Below are 22,257 nucleotides of genomic sequence, written 5' to 3'. Positions count from 1 at the left end.
CTTAGACCTTCTTGACCCGAACCTGACTGAACAGCCCGTTTGGGCGAAAGATCAGCACCGCCAGCAGCAGCGCATAAGGCGCGATCTGGCTGTACCCTGCTGCAATGTAACGGCTGGCAAAGGGTTCAATCACGCCGACGATCAGCCCGCCAGCCAATGCCCCCGGCAGGCTTCCAAAGCCACCGATTACGGCTGCGGCGAAGGCCTTGATGCCGAGCAAACCGGTGGTCGGATCGACAGACCCCTTGGCCGCGAACAAGATGCCTGCAATCCCCGCGACAACCCCCGCCAAAGCCCAGATAAAGCCCTGCACACGCTTCACCGGTATTCCCATGTAATACGCCGCCAACTGGTTCTGCGATGCGCCCTGCATCGCAAGACCCAGCTTGGTTCGACTGAAGAAAACATACAGCCCCCAGGTCAGCAAGATGGTCACGACGATGACGGCGACGTCCTCCATCCCCAGCACCAGCCCGCCAAAGCGGACTTCCTTGCCGGCCAACGGGTTTTGAAGCGTCTGCGGCTCGTGCCCCCAGATCAACCCGGCTGCGAACCGGATTACGAAACCCAAAGCGATGGTCAGGATAACAACTGCCGTTTGGCTTTCTCCAAACAAACGCCGGATGATCAGGCGATCAAGCAAGTAGCCCAAAGCGCCCATGATCCCCAATGAAATCGGCAAGGCCATCCAGAAGGGCAGCCCCATATACTCCGTATTCGTAAGCCCGATCGTCACGAAGGCGCCCAACATCATAAAGTCGCCCTGCGCGAAATTCACTGCCTCGGTGGCCTTGTAAATCAGCACAAAGCCAAGCGCGATCAGGCCGTAGACACAGCCATTCGCCAGCCCGCTGATCAGCAGCTGTGCGTTATCCAAGTTTGTCCTCCCGTGCCGGTTGGCCCGGCGTTCCTTACGCCCCGGACATTCTCCTTCGTCCGGGGCTTTGTTCTACTATGGCGTGATAATCACCTTCCCGTCACTCTTTTTCAGAGCATTGGCCAGATTTGCCACCACATCACGCAAGCCAAGCCGTTCAGAAACATCCGTTTTCCAGCGTCCGTCAGCAAACCGGGCCTGTACTTCATCAACAACTCTCATTTGGTCCGCCGGAGGCGTTGACGTCATCCACTTGGTCAACCAGAACCCCTCGATCCGTTTGCCCATAAAGATCAACTGACCGGTCTGTGTCAGTTTTGGCAATTCGGGGCTGAGCTTGCCGTAGATGACCCACCGCGCACCGTTGGGCATCGAACAGAAAATCTGCTCGGAAACCTGATCCGTCACGGCATCCAGAAAGACACGTGGTTTTAGTTCCATGCTGAGCGCTGCGAATTTCTGCATCATGTCCGGGTCGGACGTGACCAAGACCTCATGAGCGCCAAGTTCCTTCAATGATTCCACTGCCTCGGCCCGACGCACGATTGCGATGGGTTTCAGTCCCAAATCGCGTCCAAGCGAGCACATGAGTTTGCCCAACTGGCTGGTGGCCGCCGAAACGACAAAAGCATCGCCCGCACCCCGCGCGATGTCCACCATGGCCATCGCAGTCATGGGATTGATGACCTGGGCGGAACCATCTTCGTCCGAGATATCGGGTCGCAGTGGGATGCACATCAACGCCTGCGTCACGACATACTCCGCCCACGCCCCGGAACCAGCCGCCACAAAGGCAACCCGTTGATCCTGCAATGCTTCGGCACCGGCGCCGGTGGCCACCACGTCGCCACAGCCTTCGAACCCGGCGGGCGCGCCTTTGACACGCGGTTGCCCGTATTCTCCCTTGATAAAGTGGAGATCGGAGGGATTCACCGACGCCGTCCGTAATTTGATCAACACCTGACCGGGACCAGGTTCGGGCACGGGAAGCTCGGCCTCGGCCAGCCAATCGGCGGCATCCTCGATAAAAGGACCTGTGGCCGATCCGGAATAGCCGTCATGGGTTTGAATGACGGCGAACATGTTTGGGGGCAGGGTGGTCATTATGTCTCCTATCTCCTGTGCGGACACAGCACAGAACAGGTCTGTTGCAAGTGGTGTTGCGTTGGATTTAGGGGCAGCCAATCAAACGGGTGCTGAGACGTCAATTAGAGTTGCGCCTGACGTAACGGGAATGCGCGCCCGGTAAAGAAAAAGAGCCGCTCAAAATAGAACGGCCCCCAGAAATTATTGTTGTCCAGTCAGAAGCGTGCGCAGCTCTTCGATCTTCTGAGCAATCAACTGAGGGGATGCCTTGATTTCATCCAGGATACCCAAGGCTTTTGTTTTCAGGTCCTGTGACAACTGGCTATCCTGAACCGAAGCTACCATGGCGTCATAGTCAAAATTCTGGACGGAAAGCGTACCTTCTTCGATCCAGGAATTCAGCAAGTCTTGCCCCTGATTGGCCAGGGACGCGACCTGATCTCCGGCCTGGTCGGCCAGATCAGTGGCCGCCTGTCCGGCTTGTTCGGCCGCTTCGGTGGCCTGGTCAGCAATGGAAGATGCGGCTTCGCTCGCCTGTTCGGTGGCGGCATCCACGGCATCATTTACGGCCGCACCTGCGTCCTGGGCTGCCGATTGCAGGCTTTCGGCAGGCGTGGGTTCGGGTTGATTGAGGTAATAGTAAGCTCCGGCGCCAAGTCCGGCGACGATAACAGCTAATATGAGAGTACGCGACATGGGGTTCTCCTTGAAATATGTGTCGCTTAGATGAGGGTAAATTATCAGTGATCAAAGGGGAATTCCCAGAAATTCATTTCAATTCGGCGGTTTGAGCCAGCCCGCGCCGATCTGATGAAACCTTGCGGCATTAAGACGCCGTCATGAGGACAGCATTGCCCATGAGCTTGACTACTTGTCTAAAACCGAGGTGGGTTTGAACCCGTAAGTACAGAGGCAGTGCGGATCGCTTTTGATCCTGCGACGATCTGATCGTCGCTTTCAACCGGCAAGCGTTGTCGCCGGCATCACCTGGAACCCCTCAAATGCTGGCGTCATTGCTCGGATTGAAACTGTTCGTGCGATCCGATTTCCGGGCAAAAAATATGATCCATACGACTAAAAACAAAGAGCGCCCAAGGGCGCTCGTTGTTGAGAAACAGTTTGGGTTTCTTTTAGCCGCCCCAGCTGCGAACCTCGCCGCAATCCATATGGACGAAGTTCGAGCGGTGGTACTTGCCAACACCGCCTGCGCGGCAGGACATGGCTGCTTTGGCCATCTGGGACACGGAACGGGACGACAGGCGCAAGTCAGCAGCCTGACCTTTCATGTGCAGCGAGTTCTTAGCCACACGGCGCGAACGAGACCGCAGCATTGCATTGGTTTGGGGGGAGCGGTAGCCGGACAAAAGAGTGTAGGGCTCATTCACGTCCAGAAGATTATGAGAGGCTGCCATGATGTCGATGGTACGCAGATCCATGGACTTGGCCTGGTCAGTGCGCCAATCGCGCATGAAGTGATTCACTTCTTTGACGGCGTCCTTGATGTATTTGCCGTCGACCCAATAGATCATATCGATCCGTTCGCCCGTGCGGCCCGAATACATACGGATACGACGGATATCGCCGCCACCGCGCAAAAACCCTGCTGCATTGGAATAAGTCGGTGCTGCTACAACTGCTGTTGCAGCGAATGCGCCCAATAGGGCACGCCGGGTCAAGCCCGATGTACTGCTCGTGGTCATTTCGTTTCGTCCCGTACTGTTCCTGCCTGCACACGATGTTACGCGCGCGATCTTAATTTTTTCCCATCCCAGATGCGGGATTTATGACACAGTACGAAATGCCAGCCAAGAAATCTTTCACATTCATCTTTTCAAGGGGGGATTTTCGGCGAATTTTTGCGCAGGTGATGCAAATCGGTATAGTATTGAAGCAATTAGGCGTTGGCGCAACATAGCCGATGCAAACGCGCATCAGGCTCGGATGGATGCTTTGGATTGATGTATTTGTGAATGGACAAAACGTCCAGCTGAAAACCATATTCGTTCGGAACGCGCCTCAGAACGCGCAAAGTATTGAATAATCAAGGTCATCCCATGCGAGCACTTTATCAGTTGCCTAAAAGTCTTATCTTCGCCGCTTGCATTACGGCGTCAGCCTCTGTGGCAAGTGCCCAGTCGGCAACCGGAACGGCATTTCAAATGGCAGTTGCCGAGTTTGCGCCTGCAGGTTCGGGTCTGGCAGAGTTCTATCGTACCAACGCGTTTGCGCCAATCTGGGTCGGAGACACGCCCGAGCACGAGGCGCGTAGGGCGCGGTTGATCAAGGCTTTGTCGACTACGAACTTGCATGGTTTGCCAGAAGGGGCTTATGACGTTCAGTCGATTGTTTCAAAGATGCAGGACGCAAGATCGCTGCGGGACTTGGGTGCTGTTGAAATCGAACTGAGCAAGGCGTTTGTCAGCTACGCAAGTGATCTGTTTTCGGGCGCATTGAGTCCTGCGCAGATCGACGATGGGCTGGTCCGCAAGGTGTCGCGTCGGTCAGTCAATGACCATTTGCAGGGCTTGCTTGCTGCGGAGGGTGACGCGTATTTCGATCAACTCGCGCCGCAGTCCACCCAGTACCGCGCATTGATGAAACAGAAAATCGCGCTGGAAGCTTTGGTCAACCAAGGCGGTTGGGGTGCCGGTGTGCCCGTGGGTAAGTTGGAGTATGGCGATACCGGACCTAATGTAGTTAAGCTGCGTAACCGTCTGATCACAATGGGGTATCTAAGCCCGACCGCAAGTCCCGAATTTGATGAGGCAATGCTTGTTGCTGTCAAAGACTTCCAGCAAGCGCATGGTCTGGCCACAGATGGTGTCGCCGGAGAGGGCACGATCACCGAACTTAACCGCACGGCTTCCGAGCGTTTGAAGGCCGTGTATGTTGCACTGGAACGCGAACGCTGGTTGCCGCGGGAACGGGGTGAGCGGCACATTCTGGTCAACCAGGCTGACTTTTCGGCCAAGATCGTGGACGATGGCCGGGTTACCTTTGAAACCCGCGCAGTGATTGGCAAGAACGTGCATGACCGTCGCAGCCCGGAGTTTTCGGACGAGATGGAGCATATGGTCATCAACCCCAGTTGGTATGTACCGCGCTCGATCATCACCAAGGAATATCTTCCAAAACTGCAGTCAAATCCAAACGCCGTAGGCCACATCCAAATCACGGATCGCAGCGGTCGTCTGGTTAATCGGGGCGCGGTTGATTTCACCCAGTTTAACACCAGAAACTTCCCGTTTGCCATGCGTCAGCCCCCCAGCAAAAGCAACGCGCTGGGGCTGGTAAAGTTCATGTTCCCCAATAAGTACAACATCTATCTGCATGATACGCCACAGAAATCTCTGTTTGCACGTGAGGCGCGAGCGTTCTCGCACGGGTGTATCCGTTTGGCGCAACCTTTTGAGTTCGCCTATGCGCTTTTGGCCAAGCAGGAAGAGGACCCACAGGCGTTTTTCCACCGGATTTTGGCGTCTGGCAAGGAAACGACAGTGCCGCTGGAACAGCATGTTCCGGTTCATCTGATCTATCGCACCGCCTATATCGGTCCGAAAGGTGAGGTTCAGTATCGCCGCGATGTATATGACCGGGACCGGAAAATCTGGGACGCTCTGCAGAAAGCAGGGGTGGCCCTGCCGGACGTTCAGGGGTAATCACCGGGGGCAGGTCCTTAATTCGAGAAGCCCGTCATGCAGTACACTATTCAGCAAATCGCCGAAGCCTTGGGCGCGGACTGTCAGGGTGATCTTGGCCTTGTCATAGAGCGTGCCGCAGAACCGGTCGATGCCGGGCCGTCTGACCTGGCAATGGCGATGTCGCCGAAATACGCGGACGCGCTTAGCACGGGTGCCGCCCGCGCCGCCGTTTTGTGGGAAGGTGCGGATTGGCAAGCTCTGGGGCTGGAGGCCGCGATTTTTGTTCCGCGTCCACGCATGGCGATGGCAGGTATCACGGCAATGCTGGATCGCGGGCAGGGGGTTGAGCCGGGCATTCACACCTCGGCCGTAATCGACCCGACAGCGGAGATCGGCGACGGCGCCTCGATCGGTCCATTGGCAGTTGTTGGTGCCGGAGCGCGCATCGGTAAAAATGCGGTCATCGGTCCACATTGCGTGATCGGTTTGGATGCTGTTCTGGGCGACGACGCGTTTCTGCGCGAGATGGTGAGTATCGGAGCAGGGGCTCAGATCGGTGACCGTTTCATTGCGCAACCCGGCGCAAGGATCGGCAGTGACGGTTTTAGCTTTGTTACGCCCGAGGTATCAGGCGTGGAAAACGCCCGTAAATCCATGGGCGATCAGGGTGAAGCCCGGGCGCAGAGCTGGCTCCGTATTCATTCTTTGGGTGCCGTCGAGATTGGCGATGATGTCGAAGTCGGTGCGAATTGCACCATTGACAATGGAACCATCAGGAACACACGCATCGGCGATGGTTCCAAGCTCGATAATCAGGTTCATATCGGGCACAACACACGTGTTGGGCAGGATTGCCTGTTATGCGGGCAATCCGGTGTTTCCGGATCAGTTGAAATTGGAAACAACGTTGTTTTGGGCGGGCAGACCGGAGTGTCCGACAATATCTTTGTCGGCGACGGTGTGATTGCGGGCGGGGGCTCAAAAATCCTGTCCAACGTTCCCAAAGGGCGTGTGGTTATGGGCTATCCGGCCGTCAAAATGGAAACGCATACAGACATTTACAAAGCACAGCGCCGACTACCGAGATTGGCACGTGACGTTGAGGCGCTTAAAAAGGCTGTTTCCAAACAGCCTCCGAGCGATTAAATCAACCACAACATGATAATTAGAGGATCGACATGAGCATCAGCGACCGCGTCATCGCAATCATTGCAGAGCAGGCCGTGCTGGAGCCGTCGGACGTGACACCCGAAAGCACGCTCGAAGATCTGGGTATCGACAGCCTTGGACTGGTCGAGAGCATTTTTGCCATCGAGGAAGAGTTCGATATCTCGATTCCATTCAACGCAAACGAGCCGAGCGCCAGCGCCTTTGACATCTCGAACGTCGCGGCCATCATCACTGGCATCCAAAAGCTGGTGTCGGAAAAGGTCTGACATAATCCTATGAAACGCGTCGTTATCACCGGGGCCGGTACAATCAATTCACTGGGCCATTCGGTGCCTGATACGTTAGAGGCTATGCGCGAAGGGCGCTGCGGTATCTCTGCGCTTGAATTTCGCGATGTTGAAAGACTGGCCATTCAGATTGGTGGTCAGGTCCGCGGGTTCGAGGCCGAGGGGCGGTTTAACCGCCAGCAAATGACCCTGTATGACCGGTTCACACAATTCACTCTGACAGCGGCCAAAGAAGCGATTGATCAATCCGGGATCGAATTCCACGGCGACCTCGCGGCCCGCTCCGGCGTTGTGTTGGGAACCGCTGGCGGCGGCGTTTCCACCTGGGATGACAATTACCGTTCCGTTTATGAGGACGGCAAAAACCGGGTGCACCCGTTTGTCGTACCAAAACTGATGAACAACGCGGCGGCCAGTCACGTTTCGATGGAGCATAATCTCAAAGGGCCAAGTTTTACGGTGTCGACAGCCTGTGCCTCGTCCAACCACGCAATGGCGCTGGCGTTCCAGATGGTACGCAGCGGTGCTGCTCCGGCGATGCTGACCGGTGGGTCAGAGTCGATGTTGTGTTTTGGTGGTGTCAAAGCCTGGGAAGGGCTGCGTGTCATGTCCAAGGACGCCTGCCGCCCGTTCAGCGCGAATCGCAATGGCATGGTGCAAGGCGAAGGCGCAGGTGTCTTCGTGTTCGAAGAATACGAGCACGCCCGCGCCCGTGGGGCTGATATCCTGTGTGAGGTCGTGGGTTTTGCGATGTCGTCAGATGCGTCGGACATTGTCATGCCCAGCAAACAGGGCGCTGCGCGTGCCATGTCGGGCGCGCTTGTGGATGCAGGGTTAAGCGCGGACAGTGTTGGATATATCAACGCGCATGGAACCGGCACCGCGGCCAATGATAAGACGGAATGCGCTGCCGTGGCCGGTGTCTTTGGTCCTCATGCGGACGAACTGATGATATCTTCGACCAAGTCGATGCACGGCCACCTTATCGGTGGCACCGGCGCGGTCGAACTGCTGGCCTGTATCATGGCACTGCGGGATGGCGTGATCGCTCCGACCATCGGCTATGAAGAGCCGGACCCCGAATGCGCGCTGGATGTCGTGCCAAACGAAGCCCGCGAGGCGAAAGTGGACGTAGCACTGAGTAACGCCTTTGCATTTGGCGGGCTGAATGCGGTAATTGCCTTAAAACGCATATAAATGCTGATTTCAAACAAAGACGCCGCCGGTAAAACCCGGCGGCGGTCTTAGCTTAGCGAAACCTCAGTTCTGCAGAACTTTCAAGCCTTCAAAACCTGCTGTAAAGCCTGACAGCGATACTTCAAGTTGCAGCAGTTGGTTTGGTGCGAGAACTGACACAAGCGACAAGGTCGCTTTGGTTCCGACCTTCATTGCCTCCACGTCGCCCTCGGTAAAGCCCATCTGCGCGACACAGCCAACGGGGTTACAGTGGTGGTAGTCATAGCGCTTGCCCGGAGCACCATCGATCGAAAGCGCCAGCTGCGCCTGTAGCATCGTTTCCAGCGGGACAACCACAGTTGCTCCGGCAACCGCGGCCACGCCTTCGGGCAGTTTTTCCAGAGTGATTTCCGCTATCGGTTGACCTTGCTCGCCGGTCAGGATCTGACGCATCGCGCAGGGGTCTTCGTCGGCATCGGTCTTGATGCACAGGATCGCCCAGTCGCCTTTTTCTTCCTTGACGTATTGTTCGCCGTTACGCGGACCGGTTTCACCCAGGTCCAGATCGTTGCCGATCTGAGTTTGCGAGGTCTGGGGTTGCTGTTCGGTTTCCTGCGTCGTTTCCTGAGCGTATGCGACTCCGCACCACAAAGAAGCGGTCACCAGGCTGACTGAAAGGGTGTTCTTGATCATGATTGCCTCGGTCTTATGTTGGACTTTTTCACTCGTCTATCACCCTTGTCCCACACTGTCAGGGGCTAAGGTGGGTCATTTCAACATGTGAACGGTTTTTCGCCGGGTTATCGGAAATCTAGCGCGACGGCAAAAAGAACAAAGGGAGCCGGTGGAGCGGCTCCCTTCTAAAAATTTTCTCCCCGTCGGACTGGCCGACTTATTTATGCGCAGACGTTACGAAAGGCAGGGGCATCGGTCAACTGAAAACCTAAAATTTTAATGTAACGGCCATGATTTGTGAAAAAAAACCGCGCCCGAAGGCGCGGTCAGTCGACAGGGAGGAAATATGCCGCCCCGTTACCTTAGCGACGTGGGCAGCAATTAGACTTTCGCAGTTAAAGGTTAACTTTGTATGCTGGCCGCAGATCGGTGGAAATAAGGCCTTACATTCATGGACCAAAACATATTCTTGGGCGGCGGTGGCAACGACTACGGCCAGCCGCAGTCGCTGACGCTGAAATATGCCAACCGCCACGGCATGATCGCGGGGGCGACGGGAACAGGTAAAACGGTGACACTGCAAATTCTGGCCGAGGGGTTTTCCCAGGCCGGTGTTCCGGTATTCCTGTCTGACGTCAAAGGGGACCTGTCCGGTCTGGCCAAGGCGGGGAGCGAAAGCCACAAGCTTCACCAAGCGTTTCAGGATCGCGCCCAGCGGATCGGCTTTGCCGACTATGCGTATGGCGCGTGCCCGGTTACGTTCTGGGATCTGTTCGGGCAACAGGGACATCCCGTTCGTACAACAGTAACCGAGATGGGACCTCTGCTGCTGTCGCGCCTGATGGATCTTAGCGAAGCACAAGAGGGCATTCTGAACATCGCGTTCCGGGTGGCAGACGAAGAGGGCTTACCGCTATTAGACCTCAAAGACCTTCAGTCCTTGCTGGTCTGGATTGGGGAGAATAGGGCTCAGTTGTCTTTGCGCTATGGCAATGTTTCAACCGCTTCGATCGGGGCTATTCAACGTCGCCTGCTGGTTCTGGAAAACCAGGGCGGGACCAAATTGTTCGGGGAACCCGCGCTGGAACTAGCCGATCTGATGCGCGTCGATGAAAACGGTCAGGGCGTTGTGAACATACTTGCCGCCGACAAGCTGATGGGGTCACCGCGTCTATACGCAACATTCCTGCTGTGGCTGCTAAGCGAGCTGTTCGAAGAACTGCCCGAAGTTGGCGACCCGGACAAACCCAAACTGGTGTTCTTCTTCGACGAGGCGCATTTGCTTTTCGATGATGCGCCCAAGGTTCTGGTGGACAAGGTCGAACAGGTCGCCCGCCTCATTCGCTCCAAGGGTGTGGGCGTTTATTTCATTTCGCAGAATCCGGCGGACGTTCCGGAAGACATTCTGGGACAACTTGGCAACCGGGTACAGCATGCCTTGCGCGCATTCACGGCGCGGGATCGAAAAAACCTGCGGCTTGCGGCAGAAACCTATCGGGAAAACCCGGCCTTCGATACCGAGGAGGCGATCCGTGAGGTTGGTGTCGGTGAAGCCGTGACCTCAATGCTTCAGAAAAAAGGCGTGCCAGGGATCGTCGAACGCACTCTGATCCGCCCGCCCGGAACGCAACTGGGGCCAATCACCAAGGCCGAGCGGAAAGCGCTGATGGATGCCTCAGCGATGAACGTGAAATACGGGCAGTTGAAGGACCGGAAATCGGCTTTTGAAATCCTTCAGTCCCGCGCAGATGCAGCAGCGCAAGCGGCGGCAGAGGCCGAGGAACAGTTGGAAACCCAATCCACGGCCGAGCGTGAATTTGCGACAGCAAGACGCTATTCCGGCAGCCGGGTCGGGCGGTCATCCTCTCGCGTGATGCGCAAGAAAGACACGTTCGCAACCGCGATGAGCGAGGCCGTGATCAAGGAACTGAAAGGAACAACCGGACGCCGCATTGTTCGCGGCATTCTGGGCGGTTTGTTCAAAGCCAGATAAGGGTTGTGCCGGGCAGAAACCTTCTACCCGGCGCGCGTTCTGTTACTTCAGACGGCGCTGGCCTTCTTGTTTACAATAGGCGTCCGCTTCGGAGACCGACATTTTGGTGGCAGGGAAGTTGGTCGCCCGATCCCATATCACACGGTCTGGACGATATAGTTGGCAGGTAACTTCACCCTTAGGTGTCTGCACCTTTACCGGGGCCGTTTCCAATTCTTCCGGCGACGGGATACATCCAGCCAGCGTTACGAACAGCGGGACGATTAGGGCAATTTTAGTGAAGGAAGTATTCATGTGCACTCTTCTTATACTCGTATGTTTCCCGAATGATCGCGGGACAAGCATCAATTTAGCGTAAATACTGGCCAAAAAGACGGCTGGATCAAGGCGGTACTGGGATTCGTCTAATCCGTATACCGTATTAAATCAAGAAACCGCACCAGTCAGTTGGTGCGGTTTCAAGAATTGATGGATTGTGAGCTTACTTTTCCGGAATCAAACCCCTAGGGCTGAATCTGAGAACAATCAACAGGATAAGGCCCATGGTGAAAAGACGCATATGCGCGGCGCTGTCGATCAAATGAGATTTGAGCGCGCTGCCATCCGGCATGCTGGATGTGATCAGGCTCATGAACCACAACCCCATTGGTTCGACCTGAACCCACAGGAACCAGATCAGGAATGCGCCCAGAACAGCACCGAAATTGTTGCCTGAACCGCCCACAATGACCATCACCCAGACAAGGAACGTAAACCGCAGCGGATTGTATGTGCCCGGCGTAAGTTGCCCGTCCAGAGTTGTCATCATCGCACCGGCGATGCCACAGATGGCCGAGCCGAGCACGAATATCTGCAGGTGGCGGCGGGTGACATCTTTGCCCATAGCCTCTGCCGCGACCTCATTGTCGCGGATGGCGCGCATCATGCGGCCCCACGGGCTTTTCAACGCCATTTGGGCCATCCACAGCAAAGCAAGCAGAACGATCATGAACAGCAGCGAATAGCCCAGTTTGACCGAAAGCGTCGATGCGATGACGGGGTCCAACCCGAACCAATCGGCGCGCGCGACAAAGCCGGGATCGTTCTGCAGTTCGACCTCGTAGCCTACCACGGGGGCAGGGCGCGGGATGCCGTAGACATTCTTGACGCCCCGGGCCAGCCAGTCTTCGTTCTTCATGATCGCAATGATGATCTCGGCAATGCCAAGCGTTGCAATTGCCAGGTAGTCCGAGCGGAGACCCAGCGCCGTTTTTCCGATCAGCCACGCCGCACCAGCAGCCAACAGACCACCCGCAGGCCAGGCCACAAGGACCGGCAGGTTCAAACCGCCGAGGTTGCCGGCAACTGCCGGATCGATTGCTTCAACACCAGCCACGCTGGGATCGAATACCGCGCGGTAAACAAAGAAGCCTACAATAAGAATGGCGACAATCGTCAAGGTTTGGGCACGGCCCTTCGGCATCCGGGTCGCCACCAGCACCGCCGCCACAACGGTCGCAGCCCCCAAAAGCAAGGAAAGAACGATGCCGTACCCGCCCGAAGACCACGCACCGGGTGTTGGAGCGGTCGATACCAACACAACAGCCAGACCACCCAGCGCCACAAAACCCATGACACCGACATTAAAGAGGCCAGCAAATCCCCACTGCAGGTTCACCCCAATCGCCATGATGGCTGAGATCAACCCCATGTTCAGGATCAGGATCGCGGAGTTCCAGCTTTGTGTGAAACCGGTCAGCAGGATCAAGCCGCCAACGACAACAAAAAGCAGCGTGTTTTTGACAGACTCGGTCATACCGCTTTCCCTTTAAACAGGCCGGTAGGCTTGAACAGAAGCACGATCAGCAAGATGGCAAAGCTGACGGCGAATTTGTAATCGGTGGATAGGAATTGCACTAGTCCCGAAGGCGCCAGGCTTTCTGGCGCGACGTAAGTCAGCACCTTTTTCCACGCATAAGTTACGGTGACCTCGGAAAACGCGATAATGAACCCGCCCGCGATGGCGCCCAGCGGGTTGCCAAGACCGCCGACAATGGCCGAGGCGAAGATCGGCAGCAGAAGTTGGAAATAGACAAACGGCTTAAAGCTTTTATCCAACCCATAAAGAACACCAGCGGTGGTCGCCAATGCTGCCACGATAATCCAGGTGATCATCACAACGCGCTCGGGGTTGATACCCGAGAGCAGTGCCAGATCCTCGTTGTCGGAATAGGCCCGCATCGATTTGCCCGTGCGGGTCTTGTTGAGAAACCAGAACAGCATCGCCACCGCGATAACGGCAACTACCAGAGTGATGCCCTGAGAGGTCTTGATCGCAAGCCCTTCACGTAATCCGGTCATCGCTTTAAAGTCACGGGCGGATATGATAAATCGCGCGCCGTCTGAAAACCTTTGGTCATCCGGTCCGATGACAAAGCGAACAAGCCCGTTCATGATGAACATGACGCCCATCGAGACGATCACAAGGATCACCGGTTTGGCCTTTTGCTCCCGATAGAACCGATAGACCAACCGATCGGTTATCAGAACAAGTACGATACAGCCCAGGATCGCAAAGGGCAGGGCCAGCAGCGCGGTGGGTAGTGGGCCAAAACTCACTCCGGCGGCTTGCAGGCCCCAGGTGGCCAGCACGGCAATCATCGCGCCAAAGGCCATCGTGTCGCCATGGGCAAAATTCGAAAACCGCAGGATGCCGTAGATAAGCGTGACCCCCAGCGCCCCCAGAGCCAACTGGCTGCCGTAAGCAACCGCAGGCACGATCACAAAGTTCGAAAGCGCAACAAGCGCGTTTAGTAAGTCCATCAATTCTTCTCACTGTCCGGGTGCGGCTTTATGGCACGACGCTTATGTCAGACACAACAATTTGCGCTCCCTTTTTTGGGCTGAAAGGGCCGGAATGTGAGAGAGTTATCGCTTTGTCAGCTTACGGGGTCATCGCAAATGCCACGGTCGTTTGCAGTGTGCTGCCCCTTGATGGACATGTCATATTTTAGGTCGTCGAAATCGACGACAAAAGTGACCACGTCTTTGTCCATGATGTGGAGAAACGTCAGCGAGTTAACACCCGATAGAATTTTGGCCTCACCTCGAATTGTGTCCGTTACGATGAAGCCAGTGTCGGTGGCACCCGAACGGGCCAGCGTAACGCTGCCACCATCGGTGTCGGAAACGCAGGTCACGACAAAATCAGCGCCGTCCAGCGGTCCGGAACCAGCAGCCAAACCAAATGAGGGGGTGAGAAGGGCGAGTGTGAGTGCAGTCAGATTTTTCATGGTGTCCCTTGGTGGTTTGCTCCGCCTTCCAGATTGGGGTTTCTGCTGGAATGCGGGTGGTTGAGAATGAAGAGCGAACGGAGATCCGCGACGCCCTCATCTGACCTAGACAATATCATTCGAAAAAAAGAGGAGTGAGCATGTGCTCACATCCTCTTGATATTTATTGAGATATTAACCTCGATAGCCCCGATTTGTTTCGGGGCTCTCTGAGAGAGCACTTAGACTTCTTTACATGTCCCGTGATCGGTACCGGCATGCGGGCCTTTGACTGAAAGATCATAAGACATGTCGTCATAGTGGACGACAAAGGTCATAACATCTTCGCCTTCGATATAGACAAACGTCATGTTGCCAACGCCTTTTAGCACCATGGCATCGCCGGAAATGTTCGCAGTCTCGATGTTGCCCTTGTCTCCCTCCGGTGCCCTGTTGAGGCGCACTTCGCTGCCGTCGCGGTCTGAGACGCAGACAAAGTGGCGCTCTTCCGCCGTTGCGGCGGTTGCGCACAAGGTGGCGACGGCCACACACATCCATTTTTTCATTTATGGGTCCTGAATAGAGTTTTTCATTCAGAAGGTTCGCTTGATTTCACGGAACTAACATTGGGTGGCCGGGAAACCGTTTCCTTCACAAAGCCCGGCGCTAAACTCACAATGTGACCGGATTGTAGCCGACGCGTGGAAATCTTGGGATGGTAGGGGGATTACAGGAAACTTCGGATATTCAAATCAATTGATTTGAAAAAATTTTGGGAACAAGGATGACGTTGGAGAGCGCGACAAAGGCGCTGAGGAATTCCCATAAAACTCCTGCTCACATTTTCCGGAGAATGCGCGTCTTGCCTTGCCGATTTTCGCATAATCGACTTAGCGCATTGGCACCGTGAACAGTGTCACGGCCATTTCGCTGTCTGAGGTTTTCGTCACATGCATGTTTATGTGTTTGTCTTCCTGTGTCCGAGATGCGGTCAGCACGTCGTTTTCCGTGGTGGCGGTCCATTCTTGTCCATTTGATAAACGGATTTTCGAAGTGATTTCGCCCGCCCTTGCGATCTGCCCCACAGAAAAGTCACCAAAGTTGCTTTGAACAAGCTCTGGTGGAGTACCCAAAAGTTCGAGCGTGAGTTCAGCGCCCTCGCAGTCCTCCACATACGCGCAGGTTTCTTGCAAGGCGCAGGGAGATGAAAGCGCTGTACTGCCAATTGCGGTAAACGCGAGCGTCGCCACGGCCTTCAACTCACCCCCCCAAGAAACTCTTTCGCACCTCAGGATCGGCCAACAGTTCCTTGCCTGTACCGGTATAAGCATTTCGACCTTGAACCAGAACGTAACCCTTGTCGGCAATCTCCAGGGCCTGACGAGCATTCTGCTCCACCATCAGGATTGGCAAACCAGTGCGGGAAACCTCGATGATCCGGTCGAACAGCTCGTCCATCACGATGGGCGATACACCTGCGGTTGGTTCGTCCAGCATCAGCACCTTAGGCTGGGTCATCAGCGCGCGGCCGACGGCAACCTGCTGGCGTTGGCCGCCCGAAAGCTCTCCAGCCGGCTGGTTGCGTTTGTCACGCAGGATGGGGAAGAGGTCATAAACCTGCTCCATCGTCTGGCTGATATCGTCCCGGCGAATGAAGGCACCCATCTCAAGGTTTTCTTCGACTGTCATTGACGTGAAGATGTTGGAGGTTTGCGGCACAAAACCCATACCGCGGATTACGCGATCCTGCGGGGTGAGGTTGGTGATATCCTCCCCATCCAGCCGGACAGAGCCCGCACGCACCTCCAGCATCCCAAACACGGCCTTCATGGCGGTCGACTTTCCGGCACCGTTGGGTCCAACGATGACTGCGATCTCACCCTTGTCGACCGCGATAGTACAGTCGTGCAGGATGTCCGGCCCTTTGCCGTAACCGCCGGTCATGGTGTCGCCGATCAGAAAGGGACCGCCTTCAACCTTGGAAACGGGACCGCTTTTCGCATGCGCGGGCGTCATGGTGCCAACGCCGCGAGTATTGGTGATCGAGGCGTCTTTGTTGCCGTGATCGTCCTGATAGGGATTATCGCCTGCACCCGCGGTCATGTTTGGGCCTCCAGCTTGTCTTTGTTCTTGAGGCCGGTCCCCAGATAGGCTTCGATCACGTGCTCATTGGCCTTGATCTCGTCCAGTGTACCCTCAGCCAGAACCTTGCCCTCGGCCATACAGATGACCGGGTCACAGATCTTACCGATGAAATCCATGTCGTGCTCGATGACGACGAAAGTATAGCCGCGTTCCTTGTTCAGGCGCAGAATTGTGTCGGCGATGGTCATGAGAAGGGTGCGGTTCACACCCGCGCCGACCTCGTCCAGAAAAACGATCTTGGCGTCGACCATCATAGTGCGGCCGAGTTCCAGCAGCTTCTTTTGCCCGCCCGAGACCTGACCCGCCTTGTGGTCGGCCAGGTGCTCAATGGTCAGAAACTCCAGAACCTCATCCGCTTTAGCCTTTAGGGCACGTTCTTCGTCGGCGATGCGCTTGCGACCAAACCAGGTGTTCCACAGCGATTCACCAGATTGCGCGCCGGGCACCATCATCAGGTTTTCGCGGCAGGACATCGAAGAGAATTCGTGCGCGATCTGGAAGGTGCGCAGTAAACCCTTGTGAAACAAGTCATGCGGAGGCAGGCCGGTGATCTCTTCGCCGTCCATGAACACTCTGCCGCTTGTCGGAGGCAGAACGCCCGCGATCACGTTGAAAAGGGTGGTCTTTCCCGCCCCGTTTGGCCCGATCAGGCCTGTGATCGAACCTTTTTGGATTTCCAGCGACGCCCCATCCACCGCGTGAAACCCGCCGAAATGCTTGTGCACGTCCTCGACGACGATCATCTTTTCCCCTAGCCACCCTTGTCGGTGTTTCTGCTTCCTCGACCCCAAAAGGTGAGGTGCGGCCTTTTTTCATTGAAACAGCCCGGACACAAGGCCCGGGCTGTTTGATTTTATGACGTTTAAGACCGGTTCAACGGAAGTTGACGGTCTTGTTTTCGCCGTCGGTTACTTCGATCTCGCGATAAGAACCCGCGCTTTCACCGGGGCCGATCAGCTCAACACCCGACGCGCCGACATAGTCGATGTCCTGACCAGCGGCGAGAAGCTCCAGACCTTTGGCCAGTTCACCCGGATAGATCTTCTCACCCGGGGCGTTGGCGACATCCAATATCTTGGCGCCGTACTCAGCAGGGTTAGTGGAACCTGCCGCCTGCATGGCCAGCATGAACAGCGCGGCAGCGTCATAGGATTCAGGCGAATAGGGCGACGAACCGTCAAAGCCTGCGGCTTCAGCCATGGCAAAGTACTTTTCAGCACCTTCACCGCCCGAACCGGCGATCTGACCGAACGAGCCGTTCAGGTCAGGACCGACGTTGGAAGGCAACGAGTCACCGATCATGCCGCCCGGCAGACCGAATGTGTCAAACGCACCGCTGTCCAACGAGGACTGAATGATGCCCAGACCGCCCTGGTCCAGATAGCCTGCGACAACCAGAATATCGCCACCAGCCGATGCCAGCGCACCAACTTCAGCCGAGTAGTCAGCCTTGCCGTCTTCGTGCGCGGCAACGATGGTTACTTCACCACCGGCTGCTTCGAACGAGGATTGGATCGCGTCTGCCAGACCCTTGCCGTAGTCGTTGTTGGTGTAGGTCAGGGCGATCGAGTTGATGCCGCGATCCTTCAGGATGTCAGCCATCACTTCGCCTTCACGTGCATCCGACGGGGCAGTGCGGAAGAACAGACCATTGTCTTCCATGGTCGACAGACCGGGCGACGTTGCCGACGGCGAGATCATGACCATGCCGTTCGGGATCGCAACGTTTTGCAGGATCGCGCCGGTCACACCCGAGCAGTCGCCGCCGACAATACCGGCAACGCCGTCCGCGATCATACGTTCGCCGTTCGAGGTCGCCAGACCGTTGTCGATACAACCGGTGTCAGCGCGCGACGCGGTGACCTTTGAGCCGTCCAGCAGTTTGCCGGATTCGGTGACTTCGGCCATCGCCATTTCAGCGCCGGAACCCATTGCAGGTGCAAGCGATTCAATAGGGCCGGTAAAGCCGAAGAGGACGCCCAAAGTGACGTCTTCGGCCAGTGCCGGACCAGCCAGCAGAGCGGATGCTGCAGTTGCAGTAAGCAGCTTTTTCATATGGTTACTCCCTTATTGGAACGTATTCGTTCTGGGCAAGACCCTAGGCAAGCTGTCTGGAAAAGAAAAGTCCTAACGCAAATGTGTTTTTGCCAATAATAAACCTATTTGTTTTGATGCGCTTGTCACATTTTACCAGAGTTGGAGATTCTCATGTTTAGGGCTGCCGCGATTCTGGTCCTGTCGGTTTTTGCTGGCCCCATCAGCGCCGATACCCTTCAAACCTCTGCCGGGACGGTTCAGGTCACGGCGATGGTTACCGGGCTGGATGCACCTTGGGCCATCGGGCTATTGCCTGGGGGCGGTACATTGGTGACCGAACGGGACGGCGAGCTTTTGTTTGTCTCGCAAGGCAAGGTCAAACGCATTGCCGGGGTGCCCAAGGTGGCTGCGAACGGGCAGGGTGGGTTGCTCGATATCTCCGTGGCACGGGATTTTGCGCAGACCCGCGAGGTGTTTCTGACCTTTTCCAAACCCCAAAGGGGCAGGGCGGGAACGGCGGTGGCCGTGGCGCGCCTGTCGGAAAACGGGGGCCGTTTGGACAACGTGCGGATCATATTCGAAGCGGTTCCCGGAGGTTCGACCGGCCGACATTTTGGTTCGCGCGTGGTCGAGGCGCAGGACGGAACGCTGTTTGTAACGATTGGGGATCGCGGCGACCGTCCGTCAGCGCAGGACAGGTCAAACCACATGGGCACCGTTATTCGCATCAATCGCGATGGCACGGTACCTGCCGACAATCCTTTTGTCGGACAGGCTGGAATTCGCCCTGAGATCTGGTCATTTGGTCATCGCAACCCGCAGGGCGCTGGGTTGGACAGGCAAGGACGCTTGTGGATTTCAGAGCATGGTGCGCAGGGCGGAGATGAAGTGAACCTGATCCAACCGGGGCGGAATTACGGCTGGCCAGTGATCTCCTATGGCGTTCATTACTCGGGCCAAAAAATCGGAGAGGGGACCTCAAAACCGGGTATGGAACAGCCTGAACATTATTGGGATCCGTCCATCGCCCCGTCCGGTTTGCTGGTCTATTCCGGCAAGCTATGGCCAGAGTGGCGGGGCGATATCTTGGCCGGGTCGCTCAAGTTTGACTACATCTCGCGCCTTGAAGGAACACCGCTGCGCGAGGTCGAACAGATCAAGGGACCGGAAACCGAGCGTGTTCGGGACATCGTCGAAGCCCAGGATGGGGCGATCTGGTTCATTTCGGTGGGACAGGGAGCCATCTATCGCATGACCCCCAAATAGGCGCGGATCAGACCGAAAGCCGTCCGCTTTGAGCACCACGCTCACGGTAAGGCGTGGTGTTGTAATGAGCCCGGTAGCATTTTGAAAAATGGCTGGGCGAGGCAAAGCCGCAAGCCAGAGCTACGTTGATCACGCTCATATCTGTCTGCATCAGCAGGTTGCGCGCTTTGTGCAGGCGCAGTTCCATATAGTATCGCTTTGGCGAGCGGCTGAGGTAGCGCCGGAACAGGCGTTCCAGCTGGCGCGTGGACATGCCGACATCCTTGGCCAAAATCGAGGGTGAGATCGGCTCTTCGATGTTCTTTTCCATCATCAGGATGACCTGGCTTAGCTTGGGGTGGCGTACACCAATCCGGGTCGGGGTCGACAGGCGCTGTGTGTCCTGATCGGTGCGGATCGAGGAATAGATCATCTGATCCGCTACGGCATTCGCCAGATCCTCACCATAATCATCGGCAATGATCTTGAGCATCAGGTCGATTGAGGACGTGCCGCCCGCAGTCGTCATCCGATTACCGTCGATCTGAAAAACCGATTTGGTAAGCTCGACCTCATCGAACTCTTCGATAAAACTGTCCGAATTCTCCCAGTGGATCGTGGCGCGTTTGCCGTCCAGCAACCCTGCTTTGGCCAACGTATATGCTGCTGTACACAGTCCGCCGATGCGCAAACCGCGCCGGGCCTCGCGCCGGACCCAATTCAGCACTTTCTTGGTTGTCGCCAATTGAACGTCTACGCCACCGCAGATCAGAATCACGTCGTCGCGTTGCAGTTCGACCAAGTCGGTTTCAACGTTAAAGGTAGTCCCGGCAGAACAGCTGACCGTATCACCACCTTCACCAGCAAGGGTCCACGTGTAGAGTTCTTTGTCTGCCATGCGGTTGGCAATCCGCAGGCTGTCCAGCGCCGAGGCAAAAGACAGCAGGGAAAACTTGTCCAAAAGGATAAATACGAAATGCCGAGGATTGGCCTCAGCGCCTTCCACTGTGACAACTTGGCGTTGCTCTTGCATGGCTTGGTGTCCTTGATTCGGCGCGTTGTTACGTCGCGTCCGGCGTCGTTGTTGCCAGCCACCATGATCAAAGCTTGTTTCCCCCGTCAAGAGGCGCAAATCGTATATGGTCACTCTTCAATGCATTTTGTATAGAGACGACCTGACTACTTCAGCGGAGATCAAAGCTATGACCGAATGGCAAAAAACGAACTGGCGCAACAAGCCCCGGGTTCAGATGCCAGAGTATATCGATGCGGCCGCGTTGGCCAAAGTCGAGGCTCAGCTTTCACAGTATCCCCCGCTGGTCTTTGCTGGCGAAGCACGGCGTCTCAAGCAACATCTGGGTGCGGCCGGTCGCGGCGAGGCTTTCCTGTTGCAGGGCGGGGACTGTGCTGAAAGCTTTGAACAATTCAGCGCGGATGCAATTCGTGACACCTTTAAGGTGATGCTGCAGATGGCGATGGTACTGACCTATGGTGCCAAGGTGCCTGTGGTCAAAGTGGGCCGCATGGCTGGCCAGTTTGCCAAGCCGCGCAGTGCGCCGACCGAAGTTCTGGACGGTGTGGAGCTGCCTAGCTACCGCGGTGACATCATCAACGAACTGGCCTTTACCCCCGAAGCCCGCATCCCGAATCCCAGCAAGATGCTGCAGGCCTACACACAGGCTGCCGCAACCTTGAACCTGTTGCGTGCATTCTCGACCGGCGGATTCGCCGATATGAGCATGGTGCATTCGTGGACATTGGGCTTCACGGATGAACAGGATGTTCAGAAATACTCGGAAATTGCGGACCGTATTCAAGACACGATCGACTTCATGGATGCCGCCGGAATCACGGCGGACACTACGCATGAGTTCTCAACCGTGGAGTTTTACACCAGCCATGAAAGCTTGCTTCTGGAATACGAAGAAGCTCTGACCCGTCTCGATTCGACGTCTGGCAACTGGTTGGCAGGGTCCGGTCACATGATCTGGATCGGCGACCGTACGCGTCAGCCAGACGGTGCGCATGTGGAATTCTGCAGCGGTGTACTGAACCCGATTGGTCTGAAATGTGGCCCGACCACGACAGCCGAGGACCTCAAGGTTCTGATGGCCAAGCTAAACCCGGAAAACGAAGAGGGTCGCCTGACCCTGATCGCAAGGTTTGGCGCAGGCAAGGCAGGCGAACACCTGCCGCGTCTGGTCAAGGCGGTTAAGGAAGAGGGCGCCAATGTCACTTGGGTCTGCGATCCTATGCATGGCAACACGATCAAGTCGGCAACCGGGTACAAAACCCGTCCGTTCGACTCGGTCCTGCGTGAGGTACGCGACTTCTTTGGCGTCCATCAGTCCGAAGGCACGGTTCCTGGCGGTGTGCATTTTGAGATGACCGGTCTGGACGTCACAGAATGCACTGGCGGCGTGCGTGCCGTGACCGAAGAGGACCTGTCAGATCGTTATCACACAGCGTGCGACCCACGCCTGAACGCATCACAGTCCTTGGAACTGGCATTCCTGGTCGCAGAAGAGCTGACCAACCTGCGCCGCGACCGCAAGAACCGCGAAGCCAGTTAAGGTTATAGACAAAAATCGGAAAAGGCGGGCTGCACACAAGGCCCTACAGGTAAATGTTGAAAGAGGCTGAGAGTTCAGCCTCTTTTGCAATTTTATTTTAG

Annotated in this window: 22 protein-coding genes; 7 read left to right on the top strand and 15 right to left on the bottom strand. The window is 56.2% G+C overall.

The features are described 5' to 3' along the window. Position 1: 1 nt before the first annotated feature. The 4 genes from DK510_RS07265 to DK510_RS07250 all read right to left on the bottom strand — a co-directional run bounded on the left by DK510_RS07265 (position 2) and on the right by DK510_RS07250 (position 3,663). A complete protein-coding gene (locus DK510_RS07265) occupies positions 2-877 on the bottom strand; it encodes a branched-chain amino acid ABC transporter permease (protein ID WP_058277918.1) in 876 nt (291 codons plus the stop codon). A gap of 75 nt (positions 878-952) precedes the next feature. Further along, positions 953-1,981, bottom strand: a complete 1,029-nt coding sequence (locus DK510_RS07260) for a zinc-binding dehydrogenase (RefSeq protein WP_109311529.1) — start codon at positions 1,979-1,981, stop codon at positions 953-955. Between the two features lie 183 nt (positions 1,982-2,164). Further along, positions 2,165-2,659 carry a hypothetical protein gene (locus DK510_RS07255; RefSeq protein WP_109311528.1) on the bottom strand — a complete coding sequence of 165 codons (495 nt, stop codon included), beginning with the start codon at positions 2,657-2,659 and terminating at the stop codon, positions 2,165-2,167. Positions 2,660-3,093: 434 nt separating this feature from the next. After that, on the bottom strand, positions 3,094-3,663 hold the full coding sequence (locus DK510_RS07250) for a DUF882 domain-containing protein (protein WP_058271601.1): 570 nt from the start codon (positions 3,661-3,663) through the stop codon (positions 3,094-3,096). Between the two features lie 354 nt (positions 3,664-4,017). Between DK510_RS07250 and DK510_RS07245 the strand changes: the two genes are divergently transcribed. The 4 genes from DK510_RS07245 to DK510_RS07230 are packed head-to-tail and all read left to right on the top strand — an operon-like array spanning position 4,018 to position 8,258. Beyond that, positions 4,018-5,622 carry a murein L,D-transpeptidase gene (locus tag DK510_RS07245; protein ID WP_109311527.1) on the top strand — a complete coding sequence of 535 codons (1,605 nt, stop codon included), beginning with the start codon at positions 4,018-4,020 and terminating at the stop codon, positions 5,620-5,622. A gap of 36 nt (positions 5,623-5,658) precedes the next feature. Then, the gene (gene lpxD / locus DK510_RS07240; protein WP_109311526.1) at positions 5,659-6,750 is read left to right on the top strand and encodes a UDP-3-O-(3-hydroxymyristoyl)glucosamine N-acyltransferase; all 1,092 of its coding nucleotides are present in this window, start codon (positions 5,659-5,661) and stop codon (positions 6,748-6,750) included. A 32-nt stretch (positions 6,751-6,782) separates the two neighbouring features. After that, a complete protein-coding gene (locus tag DK510_RS07235) occupies positions 6,783-7,040 on the top strand; it encodes an acyl carrier protein (protein WP_109311525.1) in 258 nt (85 codons plus the stop codon). A 9-nt stretch (positions 7,041-7,049) separates the two neighbouring features. Then, positions 7,050-8,258 (top strand): beta-ketoacyl synthase, encoded by a 1,209-nt coding sequence (locus DK510_RS07230; protein ID WP_109311524.1) that lies wholly within the window; start codon positions 7,050-7,052, stop codon positions 8,256-8,258. Between the two features lie 63 nt (positions 8,259-8,321). Here the strand turns inward: DK510_RS07230 and DK510_RS07225 are convergent, their stop codons facing one another. Beyond that, complete coding sequence (locus DK510_RS07225; protein WP_109311523.1) at positions 8,322-8,930, bottom strand: invasion associated locus B family protein; 609 nt, start codon at positions 8,928-8,930, stop codon at positions 8,322-8,324. Between the two features lie 433 nt (positions 8,931-9,363). Between DK510_RS07225 and DK510_RS07220 the strand changes: the two genes are divergently transcribed. Then, positions 9,364-10,905: a helicase HerA-like domain-containing protein gene (locus DK510_RS07220; protein ID WP_109311522.1), complete on the top strand. Its 1,542-nt coding sequence runs from the start codon at positions 9,364-9,366 to the stop codon at positions 10,903-10,905. 42 nt (positions 10,906-10,947) lie between these two features. On the opposite strand, the gene DK510_RS07215 is transcribed toward DK510_RS07220, so the two are convergent. The 9 genes from DK510_RS07215 to DK510_RS07175 form a co-directional block, all read right to left on the bottom strand. After that, positions 10,948-11,199 (bottom strand): hypothetical protein, encoded by a 252-nt coding sequence (locus tag DK510_RS07215; protein ID WP_109311521.1) that lies wholly within the window; start codon positions 11,197-11,199, stop codon positions 10,948-10,950. Positions 11,200-11,386: 187 nt separating this feature from the next. Beyond that, positions 11,387-12,700: a branched-chain amino acid ABC transporter permease gene (locus tag DK510_RS07210; RefSeq protein ID WP_109311520.1), complete on the bottom strand. Its 1,314-nt coding sequence runs from the start codon at positions 12,698-12,700 to the stop codon at positions 11,387-11,389. Beyond that, complete coding sequence (locus DK510_RS07205; protein ID WP_109311519.1) at positions 12,697-13,707, bottom strand: branched-chain amino acid ABC transporter permease; 1,011 nt, start codon at positions 13,705-13,707, stop codon at positions 12,697-12,699. Before DK510_RS07205 ends, DK510_RS07210 begins: the two co-directional genes overlap by 4 nt. Positions 13,708-13,823: 116 nt before the next feature. Then, complete coding sequence (locus DK510_RS07200) at positions 13,824-14,177, bottom strand: hypothetical protein (RefSeq protein WP_109311518.1); 354 nt, start codon at positions 14,175-14,177, stop codon at positions 13,824-13,826. A 221-nt stretch (positions 14,178-14,398) separates the two neighbouring features. Continuing rightward, complete coding sequence (locus DK510_RS07195; protein WP_058271611.1) at positions 14,399-14,722, bottom strand: hypothetical protein; 324 nt, start codon at positions 14,720-14,722, stop codon at positions 14,399-14,401. Between the two features lie 324 nt (positions 14,723-15,046). Further along, the gene (locus tag DK510_RS07190) at positions 15,047-15,415 is read right to left on the bottom strand and encodes a hypothetical protein (protein WP_109311517.1); all 369 of its coding nucleotides are present in this window, start codon (positions 15,413-15,415) and stop codon (positions 15,047-15,049) included. Position 15,416: 1 nt separating this feature from the next. Then, positions 15,417-16,259 carry an ABC transporter ATP-binding protein gene (locus DK510_RS07185; protein WP_109311516.1) on the bottom strand — a complete coding sequence of 281 codons (843 nt, stop codon included), beginning with the start codon at positions 16,257-16,259 and terminating at the stop codon, positions 15,417-15,419. Further along, on the bottom strand, positions 16,256-17,044 hold the full coding sequence (locus DK510_RS07180) for an ABC transporter ATP-binding protein (RefSeq protein WP_109311515.1): 789 nt from the start codon (positions 17,042-17,044) through the stop codon (positions 16,256-16,258). Before DK510_RS07180 ends, DK510_RS07185 begins: the two co-directional genes overlap by 4 nt. A 130-nt stretch (positions 17,045-17,174) precedes the next feature. After that, positions 17,175-18,356, bottom strand: coding sequence for an ABC transporter substrate-binding protein (locus DK510_RS07175; protein ID WP_108858629.1), 1,182 nt, complete (start codon positions 18,354-18,356; stop codon positions 17,175-17,177). 153 nt (positions 18,357-18,509) lie between these two features. Between DK510_RS07175 and DK510_RS07170 the strand changes: the two genes are divergently transcribed. Continuing rightward, positions 18,510-19,604: a PQQ-dependent sugar dehydrogenase gene (locus DK510_RS07170; RefSeq protein ID WP_109311514.1), complete on the top strand. Its 1,095-nt coding sequence runs from the start codon at positions 18,510-18,512 to the stop codon at positions 19,602-19,604. 7 nt (positions 19,605-19,611) lie between these two features. Here DK510_RS07170 and DK510_RS07165 read toward each other — a convergent pair whose 3' ends face one another. Next, positions 19,612-20,616: a GlxA family transcriptional regulator gene (locus DK510_RS07165; protein WP_109311513.1), complete on the bottom strand. Its 1,005-nt coding sequence runs from the start codon at positions 20,614-20,616 to the stop codon at positions 19,612-19,614. Positions 20,617-20,785: 169 nt separating this feature from the next. Between DK510_RS07165 and DK510_RS07160 the strand changes: the two genes are divergently transcribed. Then, a complete protein-coding gene (locus tag DK510_RS07160) occupies positions 20,786-22,156 on the top strand; it encodes a class II 3-deoxy-7-phosphoheptulonate synthase (RefSeq protein ID WP_109311512.1) in 1,371 nt (456 codons plus the stop codon). Positions 22,157-22,257: the final 101 nt, after the last annotated feature.

Origin of the sequence: Ruegeria sp. AU67 (genome assembly GCF_900312795.1) — a bacterium.
In the GTDB taxonomy this organism is placed as follows: Bacteria; Pseudomonadota; Alphaproteobacteria; order Rhodobacterales; family Rhodobacteraceae; genus Ruegeria; species Ruegeria atlantica.
Note: the sequence above shows the minus strand (reverse complement) of the source record. Positions and strands in the feature narration are given on the sequence as shown.

Coding starts and splice junctions, on each gene's coding strand:
- DK510_RS07260 (WP_109311529.1), bottom strand. CDS start 1,981: ATGACCACCCTGCCCCCAAACATGTTCGCCGTCATTCAAACCCATGAC.
- DK510_RS07255 (WP_109311528.1), bottom strand. CDS start 2,659: ATGTCGCGTACTCTCATATTAGCTGTTATCGTCGCCGGACTTGGCGCC.
- DK510_RS07245 (WP_109311527.1), top strand. CDS start 4,018: ATGCGAGCACTTTATCAGTTGCCTAAAAGTCTTATCTTCGCCGCTTGC.
- DK510_RS07210 (WP_109311520.1), bottom strand. CDS start 12,700: ATGACCGAGTCTGTCAAAAACACGCTGCTTTTTGTTGTCGTTGGCGGC.
- DK510_RS07175 (WP_108858629.1), bottom strand. CDS start 18,356: ATGAAAAAGCTGCTTACTGCAACTGCAGCATCCGCTCTGCTGGCTGGT.
- DK510_RS07170 (WP_109311514.1), top strand. CDS start 18,510: ATGTTTAGGGCTGCCGCGATTCTGGTCCTGTCGGTTTTTGCTGGCCCC.
- DK510_RS07205 (WP_109311519.1), bottom strand. CDS start 13,707: ATGGACTTACTAAACGCGCTTGTTGCGCTTTCGAACTTTGTGATCGTG.
- DK510_RS07200 (WP_109311518.1), bottom strand. CDS start 14,177: ATGAAAAATCTGACTGCACTCACACTCGCCCTTCTCACCCCCTCATTT.
- DK510_RS07225 (WP_109311523.1), bottom strand. CDS start 8,930: ATGATCAAGAACACCCTTTCAGTCAGCCTGGTGACCGCTTCTTTGTGG.
- DK510_RS07220 (WP_109311522.1), top strand. CDS start 9,364: ATGGACCAAAACATATTCTTGGGCGGCGGTGGCAACGACTACGGCCAG.
- DK510_RS07165 (WP_109311513.1), bottom strand. CDS start 20,616: ATGCAAGAGCAACGCCAAGTTGTCACAGTGGAAGGCGCTGAGGCCAAT.
- DK510_RS07235 (WP_109311525.1), top strand. CDS start 6,783: ATGAGCATCAGCGACCGCGTCATCGCAATCATTGCAGAGCAGGCCGTG.
- DK510_RS07180 (WP_109311515.1), bottom strand. CDS start 17,044: ATGATCGTCGTCGAGGACGTGCACAAGCATTTCGGCGGGTTTCACGCG.
- DK510_RS07160 (WP_109311512.1), top strand. CDS start 20,786: ATGACCGAATGGCAAAAAACGAACTGGCGCAACAAGCCCCGGGTTCAG.
- DK510_RS07215 (WP_109311521.1), bottom strand. CDS start 11,199: ATGAATACTTCCTTCACTAAAATTGCCCTAATCGTCCCGCTGTTCGTA.
- DK510_RS07185 (WP_109311516.1), bottom strand. CDS start 16,259: ATGACCGCGGGTGCAGGCGATAATCCCTATCAGGACGATCACGGCAAC.
- DK510_RS07230 (WP_109311524.1), top strand. CDS start 7,050: ATGAAACGCGTCGTTATCACCGGGGCCGGTACAATCAATTCACTGGGC.
- DK510_RS07195 (WP_058271611.1), bottom strand. CDS start 14,722: ATGAAAAAATGGATGTGTGTGGCCGTCGCCACCTTGTGCGCAACCGCC.
- DK510_RS07250 (WP_058271601.1), bottom strand. CDS start 3,663: ATGACCACGAGCAGTACATCGGGCTTGACCCGGCGTGCCCTATTGGGC.
- lpxD (WP_109311526.1), top strand. CDS start 5,659: ATGCAGTACACTATTCAGCAAATCGCCGAAGCCTTGGGCGCGGACTGT.